The 20,679-nt window shown below is 53.3% G+C and carries 19 protein-coding genes; 10 read left to right on the top strand and 9 right to left on the bottom strand.

Going from position 1 to position 20,679, the window contains the following annotated elements; translation table 11 throughout:
* Positions 1 to 148: 148 nt before the first annotated feature.
* Positions 149 to 916, bottom strand: a complete 768-nt coding sequence (locus ACYZTW_RS16885) for a helix-turn-helix transcriptional regulator (RefSeq protein ID WP_415769033.1) — start codon at positions 914 to 916, stop codon at positions 149 to 151.
* 752 nt (positions 917 to 1,668) lie between these two features.
* Here ACYZTW_RS16885 and can point away from each other — a divergent pair.
* Positions 1,669 to 2,307 carry a carbonate dehydratase gene (gene can / locus ACYZTW_RS16880; RefSeq protein ID WP_462000960.1) on the top strand — a complete coding sequence of 213 codons (639 nt, stop codon included), beginning with the start codon at positions 1,669 to 1,671 and terminating at the stop codon, positions 2,305 to 2,307.
* A gap of 291 nt (positions 2,308 to 2,598) precedes the next feature.
* Here can and ACYZTW_RS16875 read toward each other — a convergent pair whose 3' ends face one another.
* The gene (locus ACYZTW_RS16875) at positions 2,599 to 4,176 is read right to left on the bottom strand and encodes an APC family permease (protein ID WP_462000959.1); all 1,578 of its coding nucleotides are present in this window, start codon (positions 4,174 to 4,176) and stop codon (positions 2,599 to 2,601) included.
* A 628-nt stretch (positions 4,177 to 4,804) separates the two neighbouring features.
* Between ACYZTW_RS16875 and gabD the strand changes: the two genes are divergently transcribed.
* The 3 genes from gabD to ACYZTW_RS16860 all read left to right on the top strand — a co-directional run bounded on the left by gabD (position 4,805) and on the right by ACYZTW_RS16860 (position 7,317).
* Positions 4,805 to 6,247, top strand: a complete 1,443-nt coding sequence (gene gabD, locus ACYZTW_RS16870) for an NADP-dependent succinate-semialdehyde dehydrogenase (protein ID WP_462000958.1) — start codon at positions 4,805 to 4,807, stop codon at positions 6,245 to 6,247.
* A gap of 166 nt (positions 6,248 to 6,413) precedes the next feature.
* Positions 6,414 to 6,635: a DUF7740 domain-containing protein gene (locus ACYZTW_RS16865; RefSeq protein ID WP_462000957.1), complete on the top strand. Its 222-nt coding sequence runs from the start codon at positions 6,414 to 6,416 to the stop codon at positions 6,633 to 6,635.
* A 49-nt stretch (positions 6,636 to 6,684) separates the two neighbouring features.
* Positions 6,685 to 7,317 (top strand): alpha/beta hydrolase, encoded by a 633-nt coding sequence (locus ACYZTW_RS16860; RefSeq protein WP_462000956.1) that lies wholly within the window; start codon positions 6,685 to 6,687, stop codon positions 7,315 to 7,317.
* Positions 7,318 to 7,457: 140 nt separating this feature from the next.
* Here the strand turns inward: ACYZTW_RS16860 and ACYZTW_RS16855 are convergent, their stop codons facing one another.
* The 5 genes from ACYZTW_RS16855 to ACYZTW_RS16835 form a co-directional block, all read right to left on the bottom strand.
* Positions 7,458 to 8,294 (bottom strand): HpcH/HpaI aldolase/citrate lyase family protein, encoded by an 837-nt coding sequence (locus ACYZTW_RS16855; protein ID WP_462000955.1) that lies wholly within the window; start codon positions 8,292 to 8,294, stop codon positions 7,458 to 7,460.
* Positions 8,295 to 8,443: 149 nt separating this feature from the next.
* The gene (locus tag ACYZTW_RS16850; protein ID WP_462005774.1) at positions 8,444 to 9,646 is read right to left on the bottom strand and encodes a CaiB/BaiF CoA transferase family protein; all 1,203 of its coding nucleotides are present in this window, start codon (positions 9,644 to 9,646) and stop codon (positions 8,444 to 8,446) included.
* Between the two features lie 103 nt (positions 9,647 to 9,749).
* Positions 9,750 to 11,099, bottom strand: a complete 1,350-nt coding sequence (locus ACYZTW_RS16845; RefSeq protein WP_462000954.1) for an MmgE/PrpD family protein — start codon at positions 11,097 to 11,099, stop codon at positions 9,750 to 9,752.
* Between the two features lie 10 nt (positions 11,100 to 11,109).
* Complete coding sequence (locus ACYZTW_RS16840) at positions 11,110 to 12,273, bottom strand: acyl-CoA dehydrogenase family protein (RefSeq protein WP_462005773.1); 1,164 nt, start codon at positions 12,271 to 12,273, stop codon at positions 11,110 to 11,112.
* Positions 12,274 to 12,328: 55 nt separating this feature from the next.
* Positions 12,329 to 13,156 carry an HTD2 family dehydratase gene (locus tag ACYZTW_RS16835; RefSeq protein WP_462000953.1) on the bottom strand — a complete coding sequence of 276 codons (828 nt, stop codon included), beginning with the start codon at positions 13,154 to 13,156 and terminating at the stop codon, positions 12,329 to 12,331.
* 127 nt (positions 13,157 to 13,283) lie between these two features.
* Here ACYZTW_RS16835 and ACYZTW_RS16830 point away from each other — a divergent pair, with 127 nt between their 5' ends.
* Together ACYZTW_RS16830 and ACYZTW_RS16825 are read left to right on the top strand one after the other, a co-directional pair.
* Positions 13,284 to 14,207, top strand: coding sequence for a LysR family transcriptional regulator (locus tag ACYZTW_RS16830; RefSeq protein WP_462000952.1), 924 nt, complete (start codon positions 13,284 to 13,286; stop codon positions 14,205 to 14,207).
* A gap of 224 nt (positions 14,208 to 14,431) precedes the next feature.
* Positions 14,432 to 14,647: a hypothetical protein gene (locus ACYZTW_RS16825; RefSeq protein WP_462000951.1), complete on the top strand. Its 216-nt coding sequence runs from the start codon at positions 14,432 to 14,434 to the stop codon at positions 14,645 to 14,647.
* A gap of 173 nt (positions 14,648 to 14,820) precedes the next feature.
* On the opposite strand, the gene ycaC is transcribed toward ACYZTW_RS16825, so the two are convergent.
* On the bottom strand, positions 14,821 to 15,453 hold the full coding sequence (ycaC, locus tag ACYZTW_RS16820; protein ID WP_462000950.1) for an isochorismate family cysteine hydrolase YcaC: 633 nt from the start codon (positions 15,451 to 15,453) through the stop codon (positions 14,821 to 14,823).
* A gap of 876 nt (positions 15,454 to 16,329) precedes the next feature.
* Here ycaC and ACYZTW_RS16815 point away from each other — a divergent pair.
* Positions 16,330 to 16,695 (top strand): histone-like nucleoid-structuring protein, MvaT/MvaU family, encoded by a 366-nt coding sequence (locus ACYZTW_RS16815; RefSeq protein ID WP_462000949.1) that lies wholly within the window; start codon positions 16,330 to 16,332, stop codon positions 16,693 to 16,695.
* Positions 16,696 to 17,520: 825 nt separating this feature from the next.
* Here the strand turns inward: ACYZTW_RS16815 and ACYZTW_RS16810 are convergent.
* Positions 17,521 to 18,498 (bottom strand): ribonuclease Z, encoded by a 978-nt coding sequence (locus ACYZTW_RS16810; RefSeq protein WP_462000948.1) that lies wholly within the window; start codon positions 18,496 to 18,498, stop codon positions 17,521 to 17,523.
* A gap of 228 nt (positions 18,499 to 18,726) precedes the next feature.
* Here ACYZTW_RS16810 and ACYZTW_RS16805 point away from each other — a divergent pair, with 228 nt between their 5' ends.
* The 3 genes from ACYZTW_RS16805 to ACYZTW_RS16795 all read left to right on the top strand — a co-directional run bounded on the left by ACYZTW_RS16805 (position 18,727) and on the right by ACYZTW_RS16795 (position 20,166).
* Positions 18,727 to 19,029, top strand: coding sequence for a hypothetical protein (locus ACYZTW_RS16805; protein ID WP_462000947.1), 303 nt, complete (start codon positions 18,727 to 18,729; stop codon positions 19,027 to 19,029).
* Positions 19,030 to 19,164: 135 nt separating this feature from the next.
* Positions 19,165 to 19,329 carry a general stress protein gene (locus ACYZTW_RS16800; protein ID WP_129444056.1) on the top strand — a complete coding sequence of 55 codons (165 nt, stop codon included), beginning with the start codon at positions 19,165 to 19,167 and terminating at the stop codon, positions 19,327 to 19,329.
* Between the two features lie 246 nt (positions 19,330 to 19,575).
* The gene (locus tag ACYZTW_RS16795; RefSeq protein WP_462000946.1) at positions 19,576 to 20,166 is read left to right on the top strand and encodes a cyclodeaminase/cyclohydrolase family protein; all 591 of its coding nucleotides are present in this window, start codon (positions 19,576 to 19,578) and stop codon (positions 20,164 to 20,166) included.
* The last annotated feature ends 513 nt before the right edge of the window (positions 20,167 to 20,679 follow it).

The following is a 20,679-nucleotide window of genomic DNA, read 5'->3' as shown; positions in this document are numbered from 1 at the left end:
CAATAATGATAAAAAAATCCTGGTGTATCCGTTTCAAACGCTGGTGTGTCGACATTGTTGAGCGTTTGGGAGAACTTCCAACCTTCTGAGTTAATGTTATCCGCGACATTGATATTTAATGATCGCGGATATTTGTCGGGGCATAGTATTACAATGCTGACGCCAAATTTTCTTGCGCTGTAGTTTTAATCGTTGTGCTGCGGTATTGCTGTGGGGTGCAATGCAGTGTTGCCTTGAACTGCCGGCTAAATGCGCTGTGATCCGAGTACCCGCACTCGGTGGCTATGTCAGTAATGCTCGTCTCGCTGTGCTCGAGCATGTCGCACGCCTTCTCGATCCTTGCCTTCATCAATATTTGCTTGGGCGACAGTTGAAAAACCTCACGGGTTAATCGCTGTAAAGTATCCATTGAGAGGTCAACCTCCCTGGCAATATCAGCAATCAGCTGGGGCTGGCCAAGGTTTTCTTTAACCCGCCTTGAAAACTCCATTAGACGCTTATAACCCAGATGCTTCTCATCAGGTCGTGCAAGTATTCGAGATATCCCTACCAGTCCTGTGGCCTGGTCGTCACCATTAACAATTCCGAATTTTGAACTCAGACACCATTGTCGATGGCCATCGGCAGAGCGAAAAAGTCGCAAAGCATCGATTATTTCTTTTCTTGTGTGAATGACCCCCAGATCTTGAGCAACGATGCTCGAACTCGTAATTGGAAACAAATCGTCCGCTGTCAGGCCGATTACATCCTGTTTTGTTCGTTTCCCGCTGTACCGAACGAGAGTCTGATTAACCACGACGTATCGACCTAACGTATCCTTGACATAAAACATCAAGTCAGGCATGCGATCAAAGAGCTTGTCCATCAAGGAGAGATCTCTATCCATCCAATGTAGTAAATCTTTACTGTCGATCATTTAAAGCGCCGCTCTAGTAAGAAGCCAAGGTGTTAGTTTACTCGCCGAGCATGAGAGTAATTTGTGAAGGTGCGGGCTGCTGTGCTAAATGCCGCAAAATATCACGGAGAGATCATACAGCGAATGAGTATGGGGCATTGTATGATTTAGCAATGTTTTCGAAGGCAGGTGATCATTTCGACCTCTATAGTAACGCTTGCTTTTGCGAAGCCATTATCTTCGCTATGCACAACACAGCATGTGTTGACGCGTGACCTTTAGCTATTGGCTTGCGCTTGGTCAGCGCTTTTTACCGCTTGGTTAGCAAATACCAAGCGGTTTTTTTATGCGTCGAATTTGTTTACTTAGGTGTGGCCAGGTGAGTTTCGGGTGCGAGTGGACGTAATGATTCAAACGCACCACGTTTGGCATAAGTGTGAAGGGGTGACGCTGAGCTGGTTAGAGTCGAAATGCCGCGAAATTGCACGCCAATTGACCACCAGAAACATTTCCGTTGACCAGGAAATTGTGTTTGCACTGACTTGCTATGATGCGATTAGGTTATTCGCGAGCATGCAAATTTGCAGAGCGACTGAATCGCCATTGGGAGAAACGACCAAGTTATGACTACTACTCATGATTGGGACTGCATTTCAGAATAGGCCCAGCATCAACATGAGAATTCGGAGACTTTGCCCGCGACTCGCGAGTGGAAACGTGACCTCGGGCGCTTGCCGCACGCCAAAGCTGCGGATCATTTATGAGGTTTGAACATGAACGATCTACAAGTTCTGATCGATAACAACGCACGTTGGGCTGATGCAATTAAGCAGGAAGATCCTGATTTTTTCGCAAAACTGGCACGTCAGCAAACCCCCGAATACCTCTGGATCGGTTGTTCGGATGCGCGGGTGCCTGCCAACGAAATCGTAGGCATGCTCCCGGGCGATTTGTTCGTACATCGCAACGTGGCCAACGTGGTGCTGCATACTGATCTGAATTGCCTGTCGGTAATCCAATACGCCGTGGATGTGCTCAAGGTCAAACACATACTGGTCACCGGGCACTATGGTTGTGGCGGTGTGTGTGCGGCGATGCAGGATCGCCAGTTCGGCCTGATCGACGGCTGGCTGCGTTCGATTCGCGATCTTTATTACGAAAAGCGCGAAGAACTGGCCAAGTTGCCGACTGAAGAAGAACGGGTCGATCGCCTCTGTGAGCTTAACGTGATCCAGCAAGTGGCCAACGTCGGCCACACCAGCATCATCCAGAACGCTTGGAGCCGCGGCCAGAACCTGTCGATCCATGGGTGCATTTATGGCATCAAGGATGGCCGCTGGAAGAGCCTGAACTCAACCATCAGTGGCTTTGAGCACCTGCCGCCGCAATATCGCCTGCGGCCAATCAACTGAGTCGGCCTAAGTCGCTTCGTTCTGTCTCAGAAGGGGAGCGACTCACGGGCCCGGTCGCTCATGTGATCTTGGTCTGAGCTCTAATTTGTTTAACTGCTGTGAGTGCGAATGCCCCCCTGGTCAAACAGAACGCAACCAGGTGGTCAATTCAATGCAACGATGCCAGATGTAGCATCGACTCTGATTCACAGATCCTAACTCACGAGGCGATGAGTATAAGGTATGGAAAACAGTAGATTTCACATGTGCCAAACCGGCCTGTGGGCTGGCTTGGCACAGATTCATGATTGATTAAACGGTATGCGGTTTTAAGTCCCCAGATGGAATAGCAAGGGAGTCTGTTTTCTCGGTGAGTGGGTAAGGGCTTGCGGCCCCCCAGAAATAAATTGCAGTCGAGAAAATCGCAAGGATAGAAATGACGGTTGCTTCGCTTACTTTACCAGGCCCGCATGCCCAGGTAAGTCCCATCATTCCGGCGTAATAAACAACTAACCAAAGTGAAGATCTGATTTCTCTTGGCATCGTAGAGCGTGTACTGCTCATCGATTTAAGCGCCAGTTGCACGATAAAGATCAAGATTTGCAAGCCTGCCAACCAGGAGATGACGTCCCATCCTGACCACAACACCAGCAGGCTAGCCACGAAGAACGATAATGGCCCAAGCAAGAAAAGCGCTTTTACCTTGAATGGCCGAGAGAAATTCCGCTGCCGCAATGCTGCAACTGAAATTGGAGCGATTGCGTAGCTAAGCACGAGCGCTGCTGAAACGACGCTGATCAATTTTTCCCAGGATGGGAAAGGTAGCGTCCAGGCGACTGAGAGCGCGAATGCCAACCACAATGCCCGACGAGGGATGCCTGACTTTGGGTCAACCTTAGCAAAAGCATTAAGCAGAGTTGTCGATCCTGCCCACCCACAAGCGATCCGTGACGTGGAGTTCATGAAGATGTTGCCACAACCGGTTGGGGAAACGACTGCATCAGCGACCACAATAGTCGCAAGCCACACTGCTCCCAGCAGCAACGCGATATCACGGAAGGGGAGTGGAAGCTTGTTACCCAGATCACTCCAGCCATTAGCCAGCATCTCAGTGGGCAAGCTGCCCAGGAAGGCTGTTTGTAAAAGCAAATAGATGACGGCTGAGCAAGCGATGGAGAGCATGAGAGCCAGTGGAATATTGCGTTGAGGATTTTTCACCTCGCTCGCCGCGGAGATGATTGGAGTCAATCCGAGGTACGCGAAGATAATGCCGCCTGCCGAAATCGCGGCACCAATGCCTTCAACGCCATTTGGCGCGAATCCGGATTGGGTCAGATTTTCACTGTTGAAGTGTCGGAATAGCACCACGACTACGCAGATTGGCACTATAAATTTGAAAAGACTGATGATGTTGTTGGCCAAGGCGAACGATTTGATGCTGAAGTAGTTCGTCAGCATGAACAAGCAAAGCAAGCAAAATTGAAGCATCCACCCTAGCATCGTGGGAGAGCTCGAGCCCACTTCAGTCAAGGATGGAAACCAGGCGCTTGCGTATTGTCTGGCTGCTACCACCTCGATCGCCACGACGCTGGAGTAAGCAACCAGCGTGATAAACCCCATCATGTACCCGAGCATTGGGCCATGGCTGATGATCGGGTACTGCAATATCCCACCAGTGGTTGGCATCGCTGCCCCAAGCTCACAGTACATAAGGCCTAAGAGAAATACGGCTGCAGCACCAATTATCCAAGAGATGATGCCCGCTGGGCCGGCAATGGCTGCAACGTGGCTTGATGCGAATAGCCAACCAGAACCGAACGTGGCTCCCAGTCCTATGAGCGTGAGATCCAGTAGGGATAATTTGCGTTTGAGATTATTTAGGTTTGACATTCTTTTCTTCCATTCGAAAGCGTGAACAAACAGCGGCCACGCACGAGGTGTGACACATCATTGGCGCACAGCGTTAGAGGTAGGGCAGTAAGGACAGCTTGTATCTAGGCGGGACATGCCCGCTTTGTAATCAACTGAGCTTTTTCTTGTTGTTGGATCAGTCAGATTTCCGCGTTGAGCGGGATCTTCGAGTGGAAAGGTCAGTCTATCCGCGACTTTTGGCGGCGGCTTGCAGGAATACGGTCAGTTAGTCGCCGGTTTCTGCATAGTGCCGGTCAAGTCATCAGATGCAGAACTATTGAAAAGAGTAATCGCCCAAAGAAAAGTCATAGTTGTTTGCCCATATCATGCTCGTGTATTGGGCGAAATCCGGAGGGGACTATTTAAAACTAACGATTGAATGTTTCTCGGTGAACGGGGGCATCGGAAAATGTGAATGCACGAAAAAACAGGCCGTTAACTTTTGGAGATAGGATTGAAGCTGCTTCGTGTCTGTGACGCTAGGGCAGGCTTTAATGGCCCCTCCTAAGTAACCACAGTGACCGTATTGCCCTCGTTGGATTCCAGCGATGATGGCCGATTCACCGGAGCAGTTTTCGACACGAAAATCATAAGACGGGAAGTGATCATGCAGCTCAAAGACTCCAATTTGTTTCGTCAGCAAGCCTATGTAGATGGCGTGTGGATTGATGCCGACAGTGGCCAGACGATCAAGGTGAACAATCCAGCCACCAATGAGATTCTTGGCACTGTTCCTAAAATGGGCGCAGTAGAAACTCGGCGTGCCATTGAGGCTGCAAACCGCGCACTCCCAGCGTGGAGTGCTCTGACTGCCAAAGAGCGTTCAAGTAAATTGCGGGCCTGGTTTGAGCTGATCATTGCAAACCAAGACGATCTCGCTCGTCTGATGACGCTGGAGCAGGGCAAGCCTTTATCTGAAGCTAGAGGAGAGGTTGTTTATTCAGCCTCCTTCCTTGAGTGGTTTGCTGAAGAAGCGAAACGAATTTATGGCGATGTGATCCCGGGCCACCAACCGGACAAGCGATTGATCGTTTTAAAGCAGCCCATCGGTGTTACTGCAGCTATTACACCCTGGAACTTTCCGTCAGCGATGATCACTCGCAAGGCTGGCCCCGCACTGGCCGCCGGTTGCACCATGGTGCTCAAACCCGCTTCGCAAACCCCCTATTCAGCGCTCGCATTAGCGGCACTTGCAGAACGAGCAGGAATTCCTGCAGGTGTATTCAGCGTGGTCACTGGGAGCGCTGGCGATATCGGCTCAGAGCTGACCAGCAATCCGATCGTGCGTAAGCTTTCGTTCACTGGCTCAACCGAAATTGGCCGGCAGCTGTTGGGTGAGTGTGCCAAGGACATCAAGAAGGTTTCTCTTGAGTTGGGCGGTAATGCACCGTTTATTGTGTTCGATGATGCCGATCTTGATAAAGCCGTTGAGGGTGCGATCATTTCCAAGTATCGCAACAACGGGCAAACCTGTGTGTGCGCCAACCGCATCTACGTGCAGGATGCTATTTATGATGCCTTCGCAGAAAAGCTAAAAGCAGGAGTGGCTAAGCTGAAGGTCGGTAACGGTTTGGATTTGGGTACGACCACTGGGCCGATGATAGACGAAAAAGCTGTGGCGAAGATCAAAGAACACATCGCTGACGCAGTGAGCAAGGGGGCCAGGATTCTTTCAGGTGGGAACGGCCTGGAGGGTAATTTCTTCGAGCCAACTATTTTGACTGATGTGCCCACGAATGCCGCCGTGGCCAAGGAGGAGACTTTCGGGCCACTGGCACCGCTGTTCCGTTTCAAAGACGAAGCTGAAGTCATCGCGATGGCCAACGATACGGAGTACGGCTTGGCTTCTTACTTCTACGCCCAAAATATGAGTCGAGTGTTCCGCGTCGCTGAAGCACTCGAGTATGGGATGGTTGGCATCAACACAGGGCTGATCTCTAACGAGGTTGCCCCATTTGGCGGTGTTAAGGCCTCCGGGTTGGGACGAGAAGGTTCCAAATACGGTATTGAGGACTACCTGGAAATCAAATACTTGTGCCTTAGCGTCTAGTCCCACTCGGTCAATGAGCCAGCACGATGTAAGTTCTATTGCGTCGTGCTGAGCAACACATGAGGCTGATTTTTAACTTTGATAGCGTATCTAGTAATGAACTACCGGAAAAACGGTGTCTTCTGGACGTTATATATCCTGCTGTAGCTGTCGAGACCAACGTTTCATGAATATGATCGATGCAACTATCTGTCTACTTCTGGCGGCCAAGATTCACGGGACGGATCAAGCGCTCAGGGACACGGCCAAGAGCCTTATCAAGAAATTGCCCAGAAGCGCCAGGGGTATGATGTTTGCCATTATAAATAGCAAAAAACCGATGGTACTGCTGTCGCGCGTTGTTGAAGATGTACCTATCCCAGAATTAAGCCCCCCCGACGGGCGCTGACGCGAGCTCCCAAGCTGAGGGAAGCGCAAATTAGCCGGCGGTGTTTTCCATGGCAACAAGTGAATTATTTGAAGTATCCAATGGCGTCACAGAGGTACTGAGCGACTGTCTGGCGACACCTAAAGCGGTAGCGTTGATTGCCCATCCTCATCCGTTGCTGGGGGGGAATGCTAATCACAAAGTCCCCTTTACGATGATGCGTGCCGCTAACGCGCTAGGTGTGAGTGTCTATCGTCCAAATTTTCGAGGTGTCGGGAAATCATCAGGTAAATATGATGGTGGAGTTCTTGAAACTCAGGACATCATCGATCTGACCAGCCTGCTGCGCGAAAGGGAGGGCAGGGTGCCCTTCATTCTGATGGGATTTTCCTTTGGTGCCTTCATTGCCGCACGGGTAGAGCAAGCATTGGCGCAGGCATCTCTATCCTGTGATGACGTCATTCTCTGTGGGCTTCCAGATGGCGAGGTTCCAGGCAAGAGACACTACGCGACACCAGTAGTCGCTGAAGCATGTTTGATACACGGGGAGTTGGACGAAAGCGCTCCGCTGTCGCAGATTCTTCGGTGGGCTGAGCGGAGTAACGCGTCAGTAAGAGTCGTACCAGGTGCGGATCATTTTTTCACTGGGCGCTTAGGTGTGCTCTCAGCGTTGATTTCTGAAAGAATCAAGTCGAAGATCTAGCCGAACTCAGTCTATGTTCGGGCCGGTCATTATCTCAAAGCAAAAGCCAAGTCATATGTGCACGGCACTCTACCTCCGCGAATTTAGTGCGTGGGTAAATGCAGAGCACACAAGACCGGATACTTAAGAAAATCTCAGCTTCATCGATGAGCGTTCGGATTGATCGAAGCCATCGCGATTATCCGTTGCGCACGGATCAACACTGGCGCATCGACCATCTGCCCATCAATTTGAAAGGCGCCGCGACCGTGTGCGCTGGCGTCAACGACTCGTTGCGCCCAAGCTAACACCTCCGCACTCGGAGACAGCGCATGCTGGATCACTGGAATTTGCTTGGGATGGATACACATAGCGCCGGCGAACCCCATTTCATGCGCGTGGCAGATAGCTTGATGCAGGCCTTCCAGGTCATCGATACTTGGGTAGACACCGTCCAGCGGCGGCAGCAAGTCAGCGTCCCGCGAATGCAGTAGCAACGCCACGCGTGCTTGATCTAGCACGAACTGACCTGCGGGTGAGCCTAGGTTCAGGTTCAAATCCAGTCCGTAATCCAAGGCGCCAAATGCCAAACGTTGAACACCCTGTCCAGCAGCGATTTCAGCGAGTTTTAAAATCCCGCGCGCACTTTCTATGATTGGCCATATCGGTTTGTCTGTGACAGCAACCGCGGCGACCTGAGCCGCACTTTCGGCCTTTGGCAACAAAACTCCTGCGATGCCCGATTGCTGCTGACAGAAGACGATATCAGCGGCATGTTCAGCGTGCTCTGGAGCATTGATACGCACCCAGACTGATGCTTGTGTTTCGGCTTGCAGAAATGCGGCGAGATTGTCCCTTGCCTGGCGCTTGAGGGACTCTTCGACGGCGTCTTCAAAATCGACGATAACCGCATCGGCACCCGCGGCCAGTGCTTTGGCAAAACGTTCAGGGCGGCTGCCAGGCACAAAGAGTGCGGAACGAATGGTGGAACCGGACATGGAAGGCTTCCTTTTTTGTCATTGTTTAGCGGTTGGATTGCTTCATTGACCTCTGTTACCAACTTGTTGGCGAGGCTTTATCGGACACACTGCGCCTGCCCTCGCGCCAACAAGTTGACTGCTAAAAGAGATCGTCGCAGGGGCTGTTCTCAGATGACCCCAGCTGCCTGCAATCGCGCCTGATCTTCGTCGGAGAAGCCCAACTCAGCGAGTATGCCCGTGTTGTGTTCTCCCAATCCCGGCACCGAGTCCATGCGCGGGGTGAAGGATGCATTCCGCCCAGGTGGTAAGAGCGCGGGTAATTTGCCGGCGGGGCTGTCGATTTCACGCCAGCTGTCGCGAGCCTTGAGTTGCGGGTGATCCCATACGCCTTGCATATCGTTGACCCGGGCGCTGGCGATTTGGGCGGTTTCCAGTCTGGTCACCACATCATCGACTGTCAGTTGTGAAAAGCCGTCAACGATAATCTGGCGTAGCTCATCACGATTCGCAGAGCGTTTGAAATTCGCCGAGAAGCGTTCATCAGTCGCCAGTGCTGCATCCAGCAACACTTTTTCGCAGAACAGAGCCCACTCACGCTCGTTCTGCAACCCAAGCATCACGGTATCGCCGCCTTTGGTAGGGAAGGGGCCGTACGGGTAAATCGTCGCATGTGAAGCGCCTGCACGAGGCGGCGGCGCCGCGCCCTCGAACCCGTAGTACATCGGGTAACCCATCCACTCCACCAGGCTCTCGAGCATGCTCACATCAATGCGACTGCCAACCCCGGTTTTATCGCGCAGCATCAACGCGGACAAAATTCCGGTGTAGGCATACATGCCTGCAGCGATATCAGCAATGGAGCAACCAGCCTTAGCCATCTCCTCTTCACCCGGCCCGCCTGTCACAGAGAGAAACCCGCCCTCGCTTTGAATCAACAGGTCGTAGGCTTTTTTCTTCTCATAGGGGCCGCCTTCGCCATAGCCTGAAATGTCACAGACAATCAGGCGAGGAAAACGCTCCTGCAACGCTTCGAACGACAAGCCCATCCGCGCCGCAGCACCCGGCGCCAGGTTCTGAACCAGCACGTCGGCTTTTCCAAGAAGACCCATAAGGATGTTTCCTGCCTCATCCTGTTTTAGGTCAAGGGTAAGGCTTTCTTTGGAGCGATTGGCCCAGACAAAATGTGATGCCAGACCGTTTACCCGTTCATCATATCCTCGGGCAAAATCACCGCTGCCAGGGCGCTCGATCTTCACCACGCGAGCGCCGAGGTCGGCCAGTTGCCGGGTACAGAACGGTGCAGCAATCGCATGTTCGAGGCTGATAACAGTGATGCCGTCCAGTGGACGCAAGTTATGCTGGGTGGTCATTTTTTGTACCTCGGATGATGCCACACCTGTAGGAACTGCCTTAGGTGGCACGACCGATTTCCGGCCGATCACCGCCTAGGGCAGCGCTTACATGGGCTGTCTTCTAGTTCAGGTTGTTCAGGGATGTGGCATCGCGCAGTTGCCATACCTGTTCGATCAACGCTTTGCCCTGGTCAACTGTTCGCGCTCCGGAGAAGGCCAGGAGGCGCTGGAATTTGTCTTCCAGTTCAGGTCGAGACAGAGTGTTGCCCGGATCGCCCTTGGGTTCGTCAATGGCTGCTGACAGCGTGCGACCGTCTGTAGTGGTGACGATCACTCGCCCCAGCCAACGAGCCGGATAAGCGCCGTCAACTTCGCTGTCGAGTTCCATGCTGACTTTTTCGCGAAACGCGGCAACGGCAGGGTCGGTCAACGCCTGTTGCTCAAACTCGGTTAATTGCGCGCTGCCATGTACAGCGATTAAACCCAGCACTGCGCCCATGGAAAACTTGGCCTGGTGCACGGTTTGCGGAACCACCACACGACCTAGCACGTCGATGGCTGCTTGGTGAACAAGGGTTCTGACATTGGCGATCTGCTCGTGATGCAGGTCTTCACGTTGCATCAGGTGCAGGAGGGCGTCGGCCGCAGGATGGGTGTGACGGCAAGACGCGTGGAATTTGAACGAGGTTTCAGCAAGCGCCCAACGCGTACCCAGGCGGTCAGATAATTTCTCAGGGACAGAGTCGTGGGACATTCCGGCGGCCAAACCTTGGTCGCCTTCGAGAATATTGCGCGCGCCGGTCAGACCATCGAGAGTCATGTACGCAGCGAGCAAACCGTCCGCTGCTGCCTTAGCCGTGTGTAATTGCTTGGAGTCAGCAGCGTCTCGCAGAAACTCCCAAAGTCCGGCAGCCTGAGTACCAGCGCTGCCCAGTACGTTGATAAATTTCTCCGTATCGAAATCTAACAACTTACCAACGGCGACCGCTGCCGCCAGCGTACCGACGGTGGCAGTAGTGTGAAACACGGTGTAATGCGAACGACCCAAAAATTCGCCGATGCGGATACCCGCTTCATAGCCGGCAACTGACGCCAGCAGCAAGTCACGTCCAGACTTACCCAAGTCCTGAGCTGCCGCTAACACCGCGGGAAAAACCACTGTGGCCGGGTGCAACACTGAACTGTTGTGCAGGTCGTCTTGCTCGACCAAATGCGACGACGCAGCGTTCACCAGTGCAGCGAAATACGCAGACGTCCCCCGGCCGTTGACCAGAATTTTCGATGGGCCATCGCTTGGCCCCATACGCTGCGCATAGCGCTCGAACAACGGGATCGGGTGCGAGCCTTGGCTGGCCAGCGCAGAGCCAAGCCAGTCGAGAAACAGGTCTTCCGTCCGGTCTAGAACAGGGTTGGGAATGTCGTCGTATTTCAGCTCGGCCAGGAAACCGGCCAGGGCTTGGGTATGGCTCATTATCATGTCCTCAGAAGCTGCGTGGCAGCTCGAGCAAGTGCTCGGCAACGTACGAAAGAATCAGGTTGGTAGAGATCGGCGCGACTTGATAAAGGCGTGTTTCGCGGAACTTGCGCTCGACGTCGTATTCGCACGCAAACCCAAAACCGCCGTGGGTTTGCAGGCAGGCGTTGGCCGCTTCCCAGGAGGCTTTTGCCGCCAGGTACTTCGCCATATTGGCGCTGGCTCCGGCGTTGATACCGCTGTCGTATTCCTCACAAGCACGCCAGCGCATCAAGTCGGCTGCTTCGATTTCGATATGGGCTTCGGCGATTGGAAACTGCACTCCTTGGTTCTGGCCGATTGGACGACCAAACACCACGCGGTCGCGGGCATAAGCGCTGGCCTTTTCGATGAACCAGCGACCGTCGCCAATGCACTCTGCGGCGATCAAGGTACGTTCGGCGTTCAGGCCGTCGAGGATGTACCTGAAGCCCTTGCCTTCTTCGCCGATCAAGCTACTGACAGGGATCTCCAGGTTGTCGAAGAACAACTCGTTGGTCTCGTGGTTGACCATGTTGGCGATCGGTTGCACGGTGAGACCGTTACCGATGGCTTCGCGCAGATCGACCAGGAAGATCGACATGCCTTCGGACTTCTTCTTCACTTCTGCCAATGGTGTGGTACGCGCTAGCAGGATCATCAGATCGGAATGCTGAATGCGCGAGATCCAAACCTTCTGTCCGTTGATCACGTACTTATCACCGCGCTTAACCGCGGTGGTCTTGATCTTGGTGGTGTCGGTGCCGGTGGTGGGCTCGGTCACGCCCATCGATTGCAGGCGAAGCTCACCACTGGCCAGCTTTGGTAGGTAATAGCTTTTCTGTACCTCACTGCCATTACGCAGCAGTGTGAACATGTTGTACATCTGCCCGTGAACAGTGCCGGAGTTACCGCCGCAGCGATTTACTTCCTCGAGAATTACTGAGGCTTCTGCCAGCCCTAGACCCGATCCGCCGTATTCTGTCGGGATCATCGCAGCCAGCCAGCCAGCGTCGGTCAAAGCTTTGACGAAGGCTTCCGGGAAGCCTTTTTCTTCGTCGATTTTGCGCCAGTAGGCGGCATCGAATTCGGCGCACAAGGCGCGTACGCCTTCGCGGATGGCATTCAGTTCTTCGTTGTCGTTCGAGTTCATCATTTGGCTCTCATGGGTCAGGGCAGGGACACATTTTTAAAAGGGGACGACGGTGTTAGTCGAACAGGACTTCAGCACTTTGAGCGACTCCGGCATGGTTGCCGGCCCACAGCTGAGCTTTGCCGGGCTCGACAATTCGCCCGCCCACGTTGAAAGGCTGAGGTGCGATCAGAGGACGGACACCGCGATAGGAAAGGTGGCGAAGACGCGCATCGGGATTGGCACGTGAGAATGCGCGCAGGTTCAGGGTAGCGATCATCGGCCCGTGGACTACCAGTCCGGCGTAACCTTCGGTTCCGGTGACATAGGGGTAGTCGTAGTGAATACGGTGGCCGTTGAAGGTCACAGCGGAGTAGCGAAAAAGCAGCGTCGGGGTGGGCTCGATGCTTTCATTCCAGTCACCCTCTTCAAGCGCATGGCCGCTACTTTCCTTGGGCGGATTCGGTTCGCGATAAACGATGTCCTGTTCTTCTCGGATCGCCAAACGACCGTCTTGGGAGTACTCATGGCGCACGGTGACAAATAACAGCGCGCCGGTGCGACCAATCTTTTCTTCGATATGGGTGATGGTCGACAAGCGATGGGCGTCAGCGCCGACTCGCAATGGCTCGATAAACTCGATACGGCCACCGGCCCACATCCGATTGCGGTTGTCCGCCGGGGGCAGGAATCCACCACGCGCTGGGTGGCCATCCGTGCCGAGTTGAGATTCCGCTACCGGCTCCTGAAAGAAACACCACTGCCAAAGCGGCGGTAGCGCCGCGCCGTTAGCTGGAGTTTCTTCACCAAAGGTAGCGGCGATGCGCTTGATTAGGTTGCGACTCAAATGATCCTGAGCCTCTTCGGTGCGTCCTAGCCAAGTAGAAAAATCTGCAGCACCCATGCGGGATACCCTCGCCAGTTGTTGTTCTGAGAAGGATCATGCAAGGCGTTCGGTATTCTGAGAATTTGCATTTTCGTATACCGGCGTTCATGTATGCTGAACGCACAGTGTTTTTCTGGAAACGAACATGCACTTCGATCTGGCTGACTTGCGCTTGTTTATTCACATTGGCGAATCACCAAGCCTGACCCAGGGTGCTCGCCGAGCGTTCTTGTCGCCGGCGGCGGCCAGTGCCCGTATCAAAGCGTTGGAGAGCCAACTCAATACACGTTTGTTGTACCGAGACAGCCGGGGCGTCGAGTTGACCCCTGCCGGACAACGCTTGCTCAAACATGCGCGACTGATCATGCGTCAGGTGGACTATCTGAAATCCGAATTCACCACCAACGACGCCGACTCGGCCGGGCATATACGGATTTTTGCCAACACTACGGCAGTGACCGAATTTCTTCCGGAAGTGTTGGCAGGTTTTCTGGCGAAGCGGCCTGCGGTGACGGTTGACCTGCAAGAGCGTATGTCGCGAGATATCGTGCGAGGGGTATTAGACGGTAGCACTGACATGGGGATTATCGCAGGGCCGGTGGAGGCTACGGGGCTGCAGGTGATGCATTTCAGTACCGATCGGCTGGTGTTGGTGGTGCCTGCGGGTCATGCGTTGGCGGGGCCGAAACCGGTAAAGTTGAAACAAACGTTGGCGTTTCAGCACATTGGTTTGCATGAAGGCACCACATTGCTGAGCTTTCTACGAGACCATGTGGAGCGGCTCGGGCAGAACTTATCTTTGCGAATTCAGGTGTCGAGTTTCGAGGCAATCTGCCGGATGGTAGAGGCCGGGGTGGGGATCGGTATTATTCCCGAGTCCGCCGCGCTTCGGCACAGTCGTACCATGAAACTTGAGATTGTTGAAATTGATGAGCCCTGGGCGATTCGCGAACGAAGTATTTTGGTCAGGGAGCTGGATGCATTGCCGGGAGCTGTTCGGGCGTTGATTGCGACATTGATGCCTGAGAGTGTTGAGGCGGAAGGACTAACGCCGCCGGATCCATCGTGAATTAGTTCACGTACGGAGCTTGTCACTGCAGGACTCTCCCCTGGAGCGAGCCGCTTAGCTTCATCAATGACGGGTTGCTACAAACGTAATCGACCCCTCAGGTTGTCCCTCCAGCTAGCGTCAAATGAGCCGGAGCCGGTGATTCAAGCCAGTTCGTGCAGTTGAAATACTGACGAAACATTCTGGCCATATGATTCGCGTCACTGAAATCCAGGGAGTTGGAGATGAATCGACCATCAAGAAGCATGCGCAAACTGCTTGACTCCGTCGCTACCAACAATGAGCACGCGGCGCTCGATGTTATGCGTGCAACTGAGCAGCTCACGGACGAGGTGTTGCGGCAACGGTTGCTCAACCTGGTTCACCGGCTCAATCAGGACGCCGTTGACCTGCGATTGGCGCGCGACGACATCCAGGGCGGTGCCATCAAATTCGCGTGACTGACCGCCAGCGACTTAGCGGACTGGTTGAACTCATCGTATGTTTGGCGCAGGTACGCATGGCAGCTCCGTCAATGTCGAGCCTCGGCTGTCCATGTGATTTCCTTTTGAGTACAAACAAGGGCCCTTCGAGGGCCCTTTGTTGTATGCGCTTTCGCAATAGCCAGGCCGACTTAAGCTTGGCGCGCTGCTAATGCCGAGTAGCTGTTCATCAGGTTGCGATAGTTCGGAATGCGCTGGGACAGGAGGTTGCCCAAGCCTTCGATGTCGTTCCGCCAGTCGCCCTGCAATTCGCAAGCTACCGAGAACCAGTTCATCATTTGCGCACCTGCTTGAGTCATACGGTTCCAAGCTGCCTGTTGTACGGTGGTGTTGAAGGTGCCGGAAGAATCGGTGACTACGAACACTTCAAACCCTTCGGCCAGGGCCGACAGAGTCGGGAAGGTCACGCAAACGTCAGTCACGACGCCGGCGATGATCAGTTGCTTGCGTCCGGTGGCCTTGATTGCTTTGACGAAGTCTTCATTGTCCCAAGCGTTGATCTGGCCAGGACGGGCAATATAAGGCGCGTCCGGGAACATTTCTTTGAGCTCCGGCACCAGCGGGCCATTGGGGCCTTGTTCAAAACTGGTGGTGAGAATGGTCGGCAGTTCGAAGAACTTCGCCACGTCAGCCAGGGCCAACACATTGTTCTTGAACTCGTTGGGCGAGAAGTCTTGCACCAGCGAGATCAGACCGGTCTGGTGGTCGATCATCAGGACTACGGCGTCGTCTTTGTTCAGGTGGTTGTAAGTGGCGTTGCTCATGATGAAATCCTTTATCTAGAGGGGTAAGTGGCTTCGTTCAACATGGGCTCAGATTAATGATCTACAGGAAGGGGAAAAAGAGGGTGAAAACGGTTTGACTGTCAACTCAGATGGGACAATAACTCAGAGCCTACGCATGTGAGGTGGCGGGCATTAGCGAAGAGAGGAAGGAGCGCGTGAAGGATAACGGCGGAGCAAACGTCTTCTTGGGGCAGACAGGAGCACTTAGGAATATGTCGGCACTAAAGCTTTAGAAATTTCGTTGCTCAAGGAGCGGTACCGTTCGATATAGGGAGTAATAGTCACTCGGCGCCTTTGAATTCGTCGACGAGGCGCTGCCGGGCATCTGCAGGCGGGAAGAGTTGTGCAACGCCACAGCTGCCCTTGGGACGACAAAATAGCTATCGCCAGGAGAGCGGCTACATGTCGGAAACGTCTCGTTATCCAAGTGTCATGACTTGGCTCGTACTAGACCGCATCCGGTCACCAAAACGATTTTCGGCTGGCAGGCTATACAAGGCCTACAAACGAAAGGATAACTAGGACGATCACCACTGCCCCAACGATGTAGATGATATTGTTCATGAAAACTACCTCTCTATCTGAATGGGATTTCGACACCAAGGTGTCTAATACAAACGACACCTCCGCTGGCAATTCCGTTCCGCAAATCAGATTCAGATTCGGCGTCTTCACGCCAATGTTCCGTTGCGATATTACGAACCTTCTCTCGTCGTGAGATGCTAATGAATGGACGTTTGCTCAAGTGCGAATCCTGCAACGGATACGAACGAATAAACAAAGTTAACGCTCTTACTTCATGCAAATCAGAGTTTTTGGTGTAACGTTAGAATAACAATCACGGAGAGATTTCTCATGTCCAAGCTCGCAGAGTTCCGCCAGCTCGAAAAACACCTAGCTGAACAGCTTCAAGCACTTGAAGCCCTCAAAGGTGATGCGGGCTTGAAGGCTGAAATCGAATTCGAAACAAAGCTCCGTGCCTTATTGGCGAAGTACGGCTTCAGCTTAAAAGACATCGTCAACCTACTAGATCCAAAGGCAGGTCGTCGCGCACCTGCTGCTGAGTCGAAGAGCAGCACTCGCAAGCCTCGCCAGGTGAAGGTCTACAAAAATCCGGAATCTGGCGAAGTCGTGGAAACCAAGGGTGGTAACCACAAAACGCTGAAAGAATGGAAAGCAAAATATGGCGCGGACAAAGTCGAGTCCTGGCTGACCAAGTGATTTTGGATTGAGTACAAAAGGGCCCTGCGAGGGCCTTCTTGTTGGCAGACTTTCATTGCTTCAAATCAGCGACTCGACGCGTTATCTGTTGCATGAGGTAGCAGAGCTCGTGTCAAACGTCTTCAGCATGTTGAGTTCTCAGAGAGTCTTTCTGCCTCCAGGAGGACGAGGCCACACGTAATGAGGTATAAAGTCTCGGAGACCTGGAGGCATTCGTCTGCGCCCCCGGGTAATAGATTTAGAAAGCAGGTTCGATAATCGTGTACATCATTGAGAGCTAACCGGTGCGGCACGACGCATCCCTATCTCTGTCGGCCATTTATGCTCGATGTTCAATGTCGAGCAAACAGTCTCTGCCTCAGCTCTAACCTCAAACACACCGTGTTTGCTCGCTGAGCCTCCCTCAACCAGATCTACAACCCTATATCGCTTGTTGCCATCCTCTAGTCTAGTGGTTTCAATCACTCTGAATCTGGGCCCCATGGTGCGCTTCCTGCTAACGAATGGTGTCCTACAAGTACCGCCAAGGCACGACGATTTCAATACCAGCGCAAGGTTCAGCTGAGACAATTTATGACAGCAGATTGCGGCTCTATTTTCAGTGCCGAGACTGGAACGTAATTCGGTTGGACTCATCAGTGAATGCGAGCACGAGCACGCGGTTATCGTTCGATGAATTTCACCCGCTTTTTGCTTTCATACTGCTTCAGCAAAAGCGCTCAGGGCTCGGCTGGGGTCGGGGTACCGGCGGAAGGCTTGAGCTCCACTTCATTGCACGGCACCTCATTTTGATTTGCAAGCGCGGCGCTGATTTACAAATAGTAATCAGCATCGCGACAAGCGGCCGATAGCAGGCTTCAGGCGACCGTCCCGACCGAGGTGGTAGCGTTGCAAATCATCCGCCAGGATCAACTCGCCGGTGAAGTGTGCCGCTGCTTCCTCGCGGACATCATCAATGGACGGGCTAAGTTTGGGGTTGGATTGATAGCGCGCGCTGAAGTGGGTAAGCACTAGATTTGGGATGCGTGCCGACTCAGCAAAACGCGCCACAGCAGCGGCACTACTGTGTCCATAAGTCGTCCGCGTGCGATCGATTAAAGACTGAGTGAAGGTCGCCTCGTGCACGAGCACGTTCGTGCCAGGCGCCACCTCCGTCAATAGTTCGGGGGAATCGTTATCGCCGCAAATGATGATGCGCTGGTCTGGTCGGGCAGGCCGTAAATAATGATTGGAACGAAATGTCTGTCCTGCATGCTCAACATCATGTCCATGCGCCAGCTCCCCCCAAAGAGGGCCTCGGGGGACACCATCTGTCTCGAGGCGTTGCACATCCAATCGTGGGTCAGGGGTGGCCTCGGAAAATATATAGCCATGACATGGGACTCGGTGGGAGAGGACAACGGTGTTGACTTGAACATTGCCATTTCGCCAGCCCTCGAAGGTTTCGCTCGCATGCAGATGCAACTCGAAGGGTAGGCATGACTCACTTACAGCCACGCTTAGACGCAACCAGGCATGTAGGGCAACCGGCAACACTATATTTAGTGGTTCGAGACGTCCCGACATGGCGGCGCTGGCCAGCAAGCCGGGTAGGCCGAAGCAATGATCACCATGAACGTGCGTGATGAAGCATCCTCGAAGCTCGTGTAATGACAATGGAGTACGCAATAGTTGATGCTGAGTGGCTTCACCACAATCGATCAGATACCAACCTCTGCCTGTGGACTCGAGCAAAGCGGTGCCGCTCACATTTCGATTTCGGGTCGGAACGCCTGCTGAAGTACCGAGAAATACGAGATCCATGGCCGACCCTTTCTTAAAGTGATCTGATAATCAGGCAGCGAGTGAAGCGCCGAAAAAAATCCTTTTTCCCACTCTTATGTCTTCGACAGGCTGAATGGGCATTTGGCTCTGTGTTCTTCAGTCCCGGTGGTTACTGACGCGGATACCCACACCGTTTGTCCCTTGCTCTGCACTTGGATGCACTGGGTTACTCCAAAGAAGACCCACTAGTCCGCATTGGAGCCCCCTATGAAACCGCATTCAACCAGCACTCAAAATTTGCCAGAAAATGACTCGAGCCATCCGAATGATGATGGCTGCATTTTGGGCACTGCCGGTCGCGACGAAGATCCAAATGCGACGACAGACTGGGATCACGAAAGCGACTCTGCGGGCAATGTTCTGACTCCGGAAGATGCGCGCGGCTTGCCCGGATACCCGAGTGATTCAGAAAATGATCAGGCACCCTCGTTACCGCCTACGCGGCCATCGAACGGTGAAACGGAAACGGATATTGAAACACCGGAACAGAACAATGACCGCGTTGATTGAGCCGCAGTAGTCGCATTTGAAGAGGCTTTTTTCATTATGGCGGCAGCTAATTCCCGTTGGTCGTGTCAACGGGACGAAGGCTTATGGTGCCGCCTCAAATGAAGGTAACTATTTTTTGCTTTAAGGAGATCAGCCATGACCAAACGACAAGAACCGCATCACGGCTTTTCCGATGACCCTCAAAAAGTCAAAGAGGCGGGGCGCAAAAGCGAGCCTAATGCCAATGTCGCAACTGACAAGGCCGAGAAAGCTCGAATCGGCGGGCAACATAGCCATGGCGGGACGCGCGGAGAACGGTGATAAACAGCTGACCTGCTGACATGCCTATGTCAGCAGGTCGGTATCTTCATAAAGCAGGGCGAGACAACGAACCAGAGCAGAATTACCGAGATCAGTTGAATGAGCAGGACTTCGGTGAGGGGACGGACGAAGAGAACGTCAGCAGGGAGAGGAACCGACGGGTGACGGAGACAGGGTTACGCCGGCCCAGTAGATGAAGAGCGACTACCCAATTAGTCATACCCTGCCTTGAAGGATGTGCTGCGGATGAGCATTTGGTCATCAAGCCTCGAGTCTTTTCGAGACAAAATTGCGGCCGATACTTCGGTACCAAGCTGCGGTGCCACGTCATGCGTCTGTGCCAGCTTCGGGCTTGCGCTTCTCCTCATGGCGCTACGAAAATCTGCTGCCTGTAACCTGGAGGACGAGCGGAAAAAGACCATCTATGAGGTGGCGCAACTGATGGACGTCATGAAGGCCCACGCCGACAACGATGTTCGAACGTTCAGCGCTTTTATCAAAGAGCCAGTGGTTGACTCTCAAGGTCACAGTCAACAGCGAACACTGGAAATTACCTTAGGTGCACTCGCTGCTGCGAGATGCTGCCTTCAAGGCATCGAACTTGCGGAGACAGGCTTACCCTGTGTGAAGCCATTCTTGCACTGCGATGTGGTCGCCGCCGTCTTAACCATGCACGCAAGCCTCTCGGCGCTATTGCTGAATGTCGATTCGGACGTTGATCAGCTCGCACCGTCCGCTAGGAGAACTGATCTGGTACATAGCCGCTCCGACCTTCAGCGAAAAGCCGATGAAGCACTAGCTCGCGTCTGGCGTGAGGACAAACCGCTCCTGTCGTGAGCACGTAGCCAAAACGCCTGATCAAATCGATACAGAGCCTCCACTGCTGGCGAGATCGTCGAGAGCAGGGGTGAAGTCACAAACTGCTAGGGGTGGCTTAGAAGCCATGCTAGGGCCCCTAAAAAAATAGTTTGCGAGCCCCCTGGAAATCAAAAAAAGCGACGGAGTTATTTATTTGATTCCAAATAAAAAGCAGGGATCTTCATCACACCGCTTTTTCCGATAGCGAAAGGCTTTAGGGCAATCGACTCGATTGCTTCGCCGTTGCTTTTGCCTCTGTCGTTGTCTTCAGGAAATTTAAAAGGAAGTAAATGGCAGGGAAGGGCGGAAGGCGGCTTTGCCCGCAGGGCAAGGAGGGATCGTTTTTTTGCGACGCAAGTCGCGGCTAGCATTTGATTTAAGAGCAACCCGAAGTCTTTCAAAAAAGCTGAATGGGTTACTCGAGGGTAAGCGTTCAGCGATCACACCTTCCCATTGCAACTGCTGGCGCCGTTGATCGATCCCGCTATCATG

It is taken from the genome of Pseudomonas sp. LB3P25 (assembly GCF_054897985.1).
The sequence above is the reverse complement of the archived record's forward strand: the minus strand, read 5'-3'. Positions and strand labels throughout refer to the sequence as shown.

Coding starts and splice junctions, on each gene's coding strand:
- ACYZTW_RS16795 (WP_462000946.1), top strand. CDS start 19,576: ATGAGCATTTGGTCATCAAGCCTCGAGTCTTTTCGAGACAAAATTGCG.
- ACYZTW_RS16840 (WP_462005773.1), bottom strand. CDS start 12,273: ATGAACTCGAACGACAACGAAGAACTGAATGCCATCCGCGAAGGCGTA.
- ACYZTW_RS16810 (WP_462000948.1), bottom strand. CDS start 18,498: ATGGATCTCGTATTTCTCGGTACTTCAGCAGGCGTTCCGACCCGAAAT.
- ACYZTW_RS16850 (WP_462005774.1), bottom strand. CDS start 9,646: ATGACCACCCAGCATAACTTGCGTCCACTGGACGGCATCACTGTTATC.
- ACYZTW_RS16835 (WP_462000953.1), bottom strand. CDS start 13,156: ATGGGTGCTGCAGATTTTTCTACTTGGCTAGGACGCACCGAAGAGGCT.
- ACYZTW_RS16830 (WP_462000952.1), top strand. CDS start 13,284: ATGCACTTCGATCTGGCTGACTTGCGCTTGTTTATTCACATTGGCGAA.
- ACYZTW_RS16845 (WP_462000954.1), bottom strand. CDS start 11,099: ATGAGCCATACCCAAGCCCTGGCCGGTTTCCTGGCCGAGCTGAAATAC.
- gabD (WP_462000958.1), top strand. CDS start 4,805: ATGCAGCTCAAAGACTCCAATTTGTTTCGTCAGCAAGCCTATGTAGAT.
- ACYZTW_RS16875 (WP_462000959.1), bottom strand. CDS start 4,176: ATGTCAAACCTAAATAATCTCAAACGCAAATTATCCCTACTGGATCTC.
- can (WP_462000960.1), top strand. CDS start 1,669: ATGAACGATCTACAAGTTCTGATCGATAACAACGCACGTTGGGCTGAT.
- ACYZTW_RS16855 (WP_462000955.1), bottom strand. CDS start 8,294: ATGTCCGGTTCCACCATTCGTTCCGCACTCTTTGTGCCTGGCAGCCGC.
- ACYZTW_RS16865 (WP_462000957.1), top strand. CDS start 6,414: ATGAATATGATCGATGCAACTATCTGTCTACTTCTGGCGGCCAAGATT.
- ACYZTW_RS16815 (WP_462000949.1), top strand. CDS start 16,330: ATGTCCAAGCTCGCAGAGTTCCGCCAGCTCGAAAAACACCTAGCTGAA.
- ycaC (WP_462000950.1), bottom strand. CDS start 15,453: ATGAGCAACGCCACTTACAACCACCTGAACAAAGACGACGCCGTAGTC.
- ACYZTW_RS16860 (WP_462000956.1), top strand. CDS start 6,685: ATGGCAACAAGTGAATTATTTGAAGTATCCAATGGCGTCACAGAGGTA.
- ACYZTW_RS16885 (WP_415769033.1), bottom strand. CDS start 916: ATGATCGACAGTAAAGATTTACTACATTGGATGGATAGAGATCTCTCC.
- ACYZTW_RS16805 (WP_462000947.1), top strand. CDS start 18,727: ATGAAACCGCATTCAACCAGCACTCAAAATTTGCCAGAAAATGACTCG.
- ACYZTW_RS16825 (WP_462000951.1), top strand. CDS start 14,432: ATGAATCGACCATCAAGAAGCATGCGCAAACTGCTTGACTCCGTCGCT.
- ACYZTW_RS16800 (WP_129444056.1), top strand. CDS start 19,165: ATGACCAAACGACAAGAACCGCATCACGGCTTTTCCGATGACCCTCAA.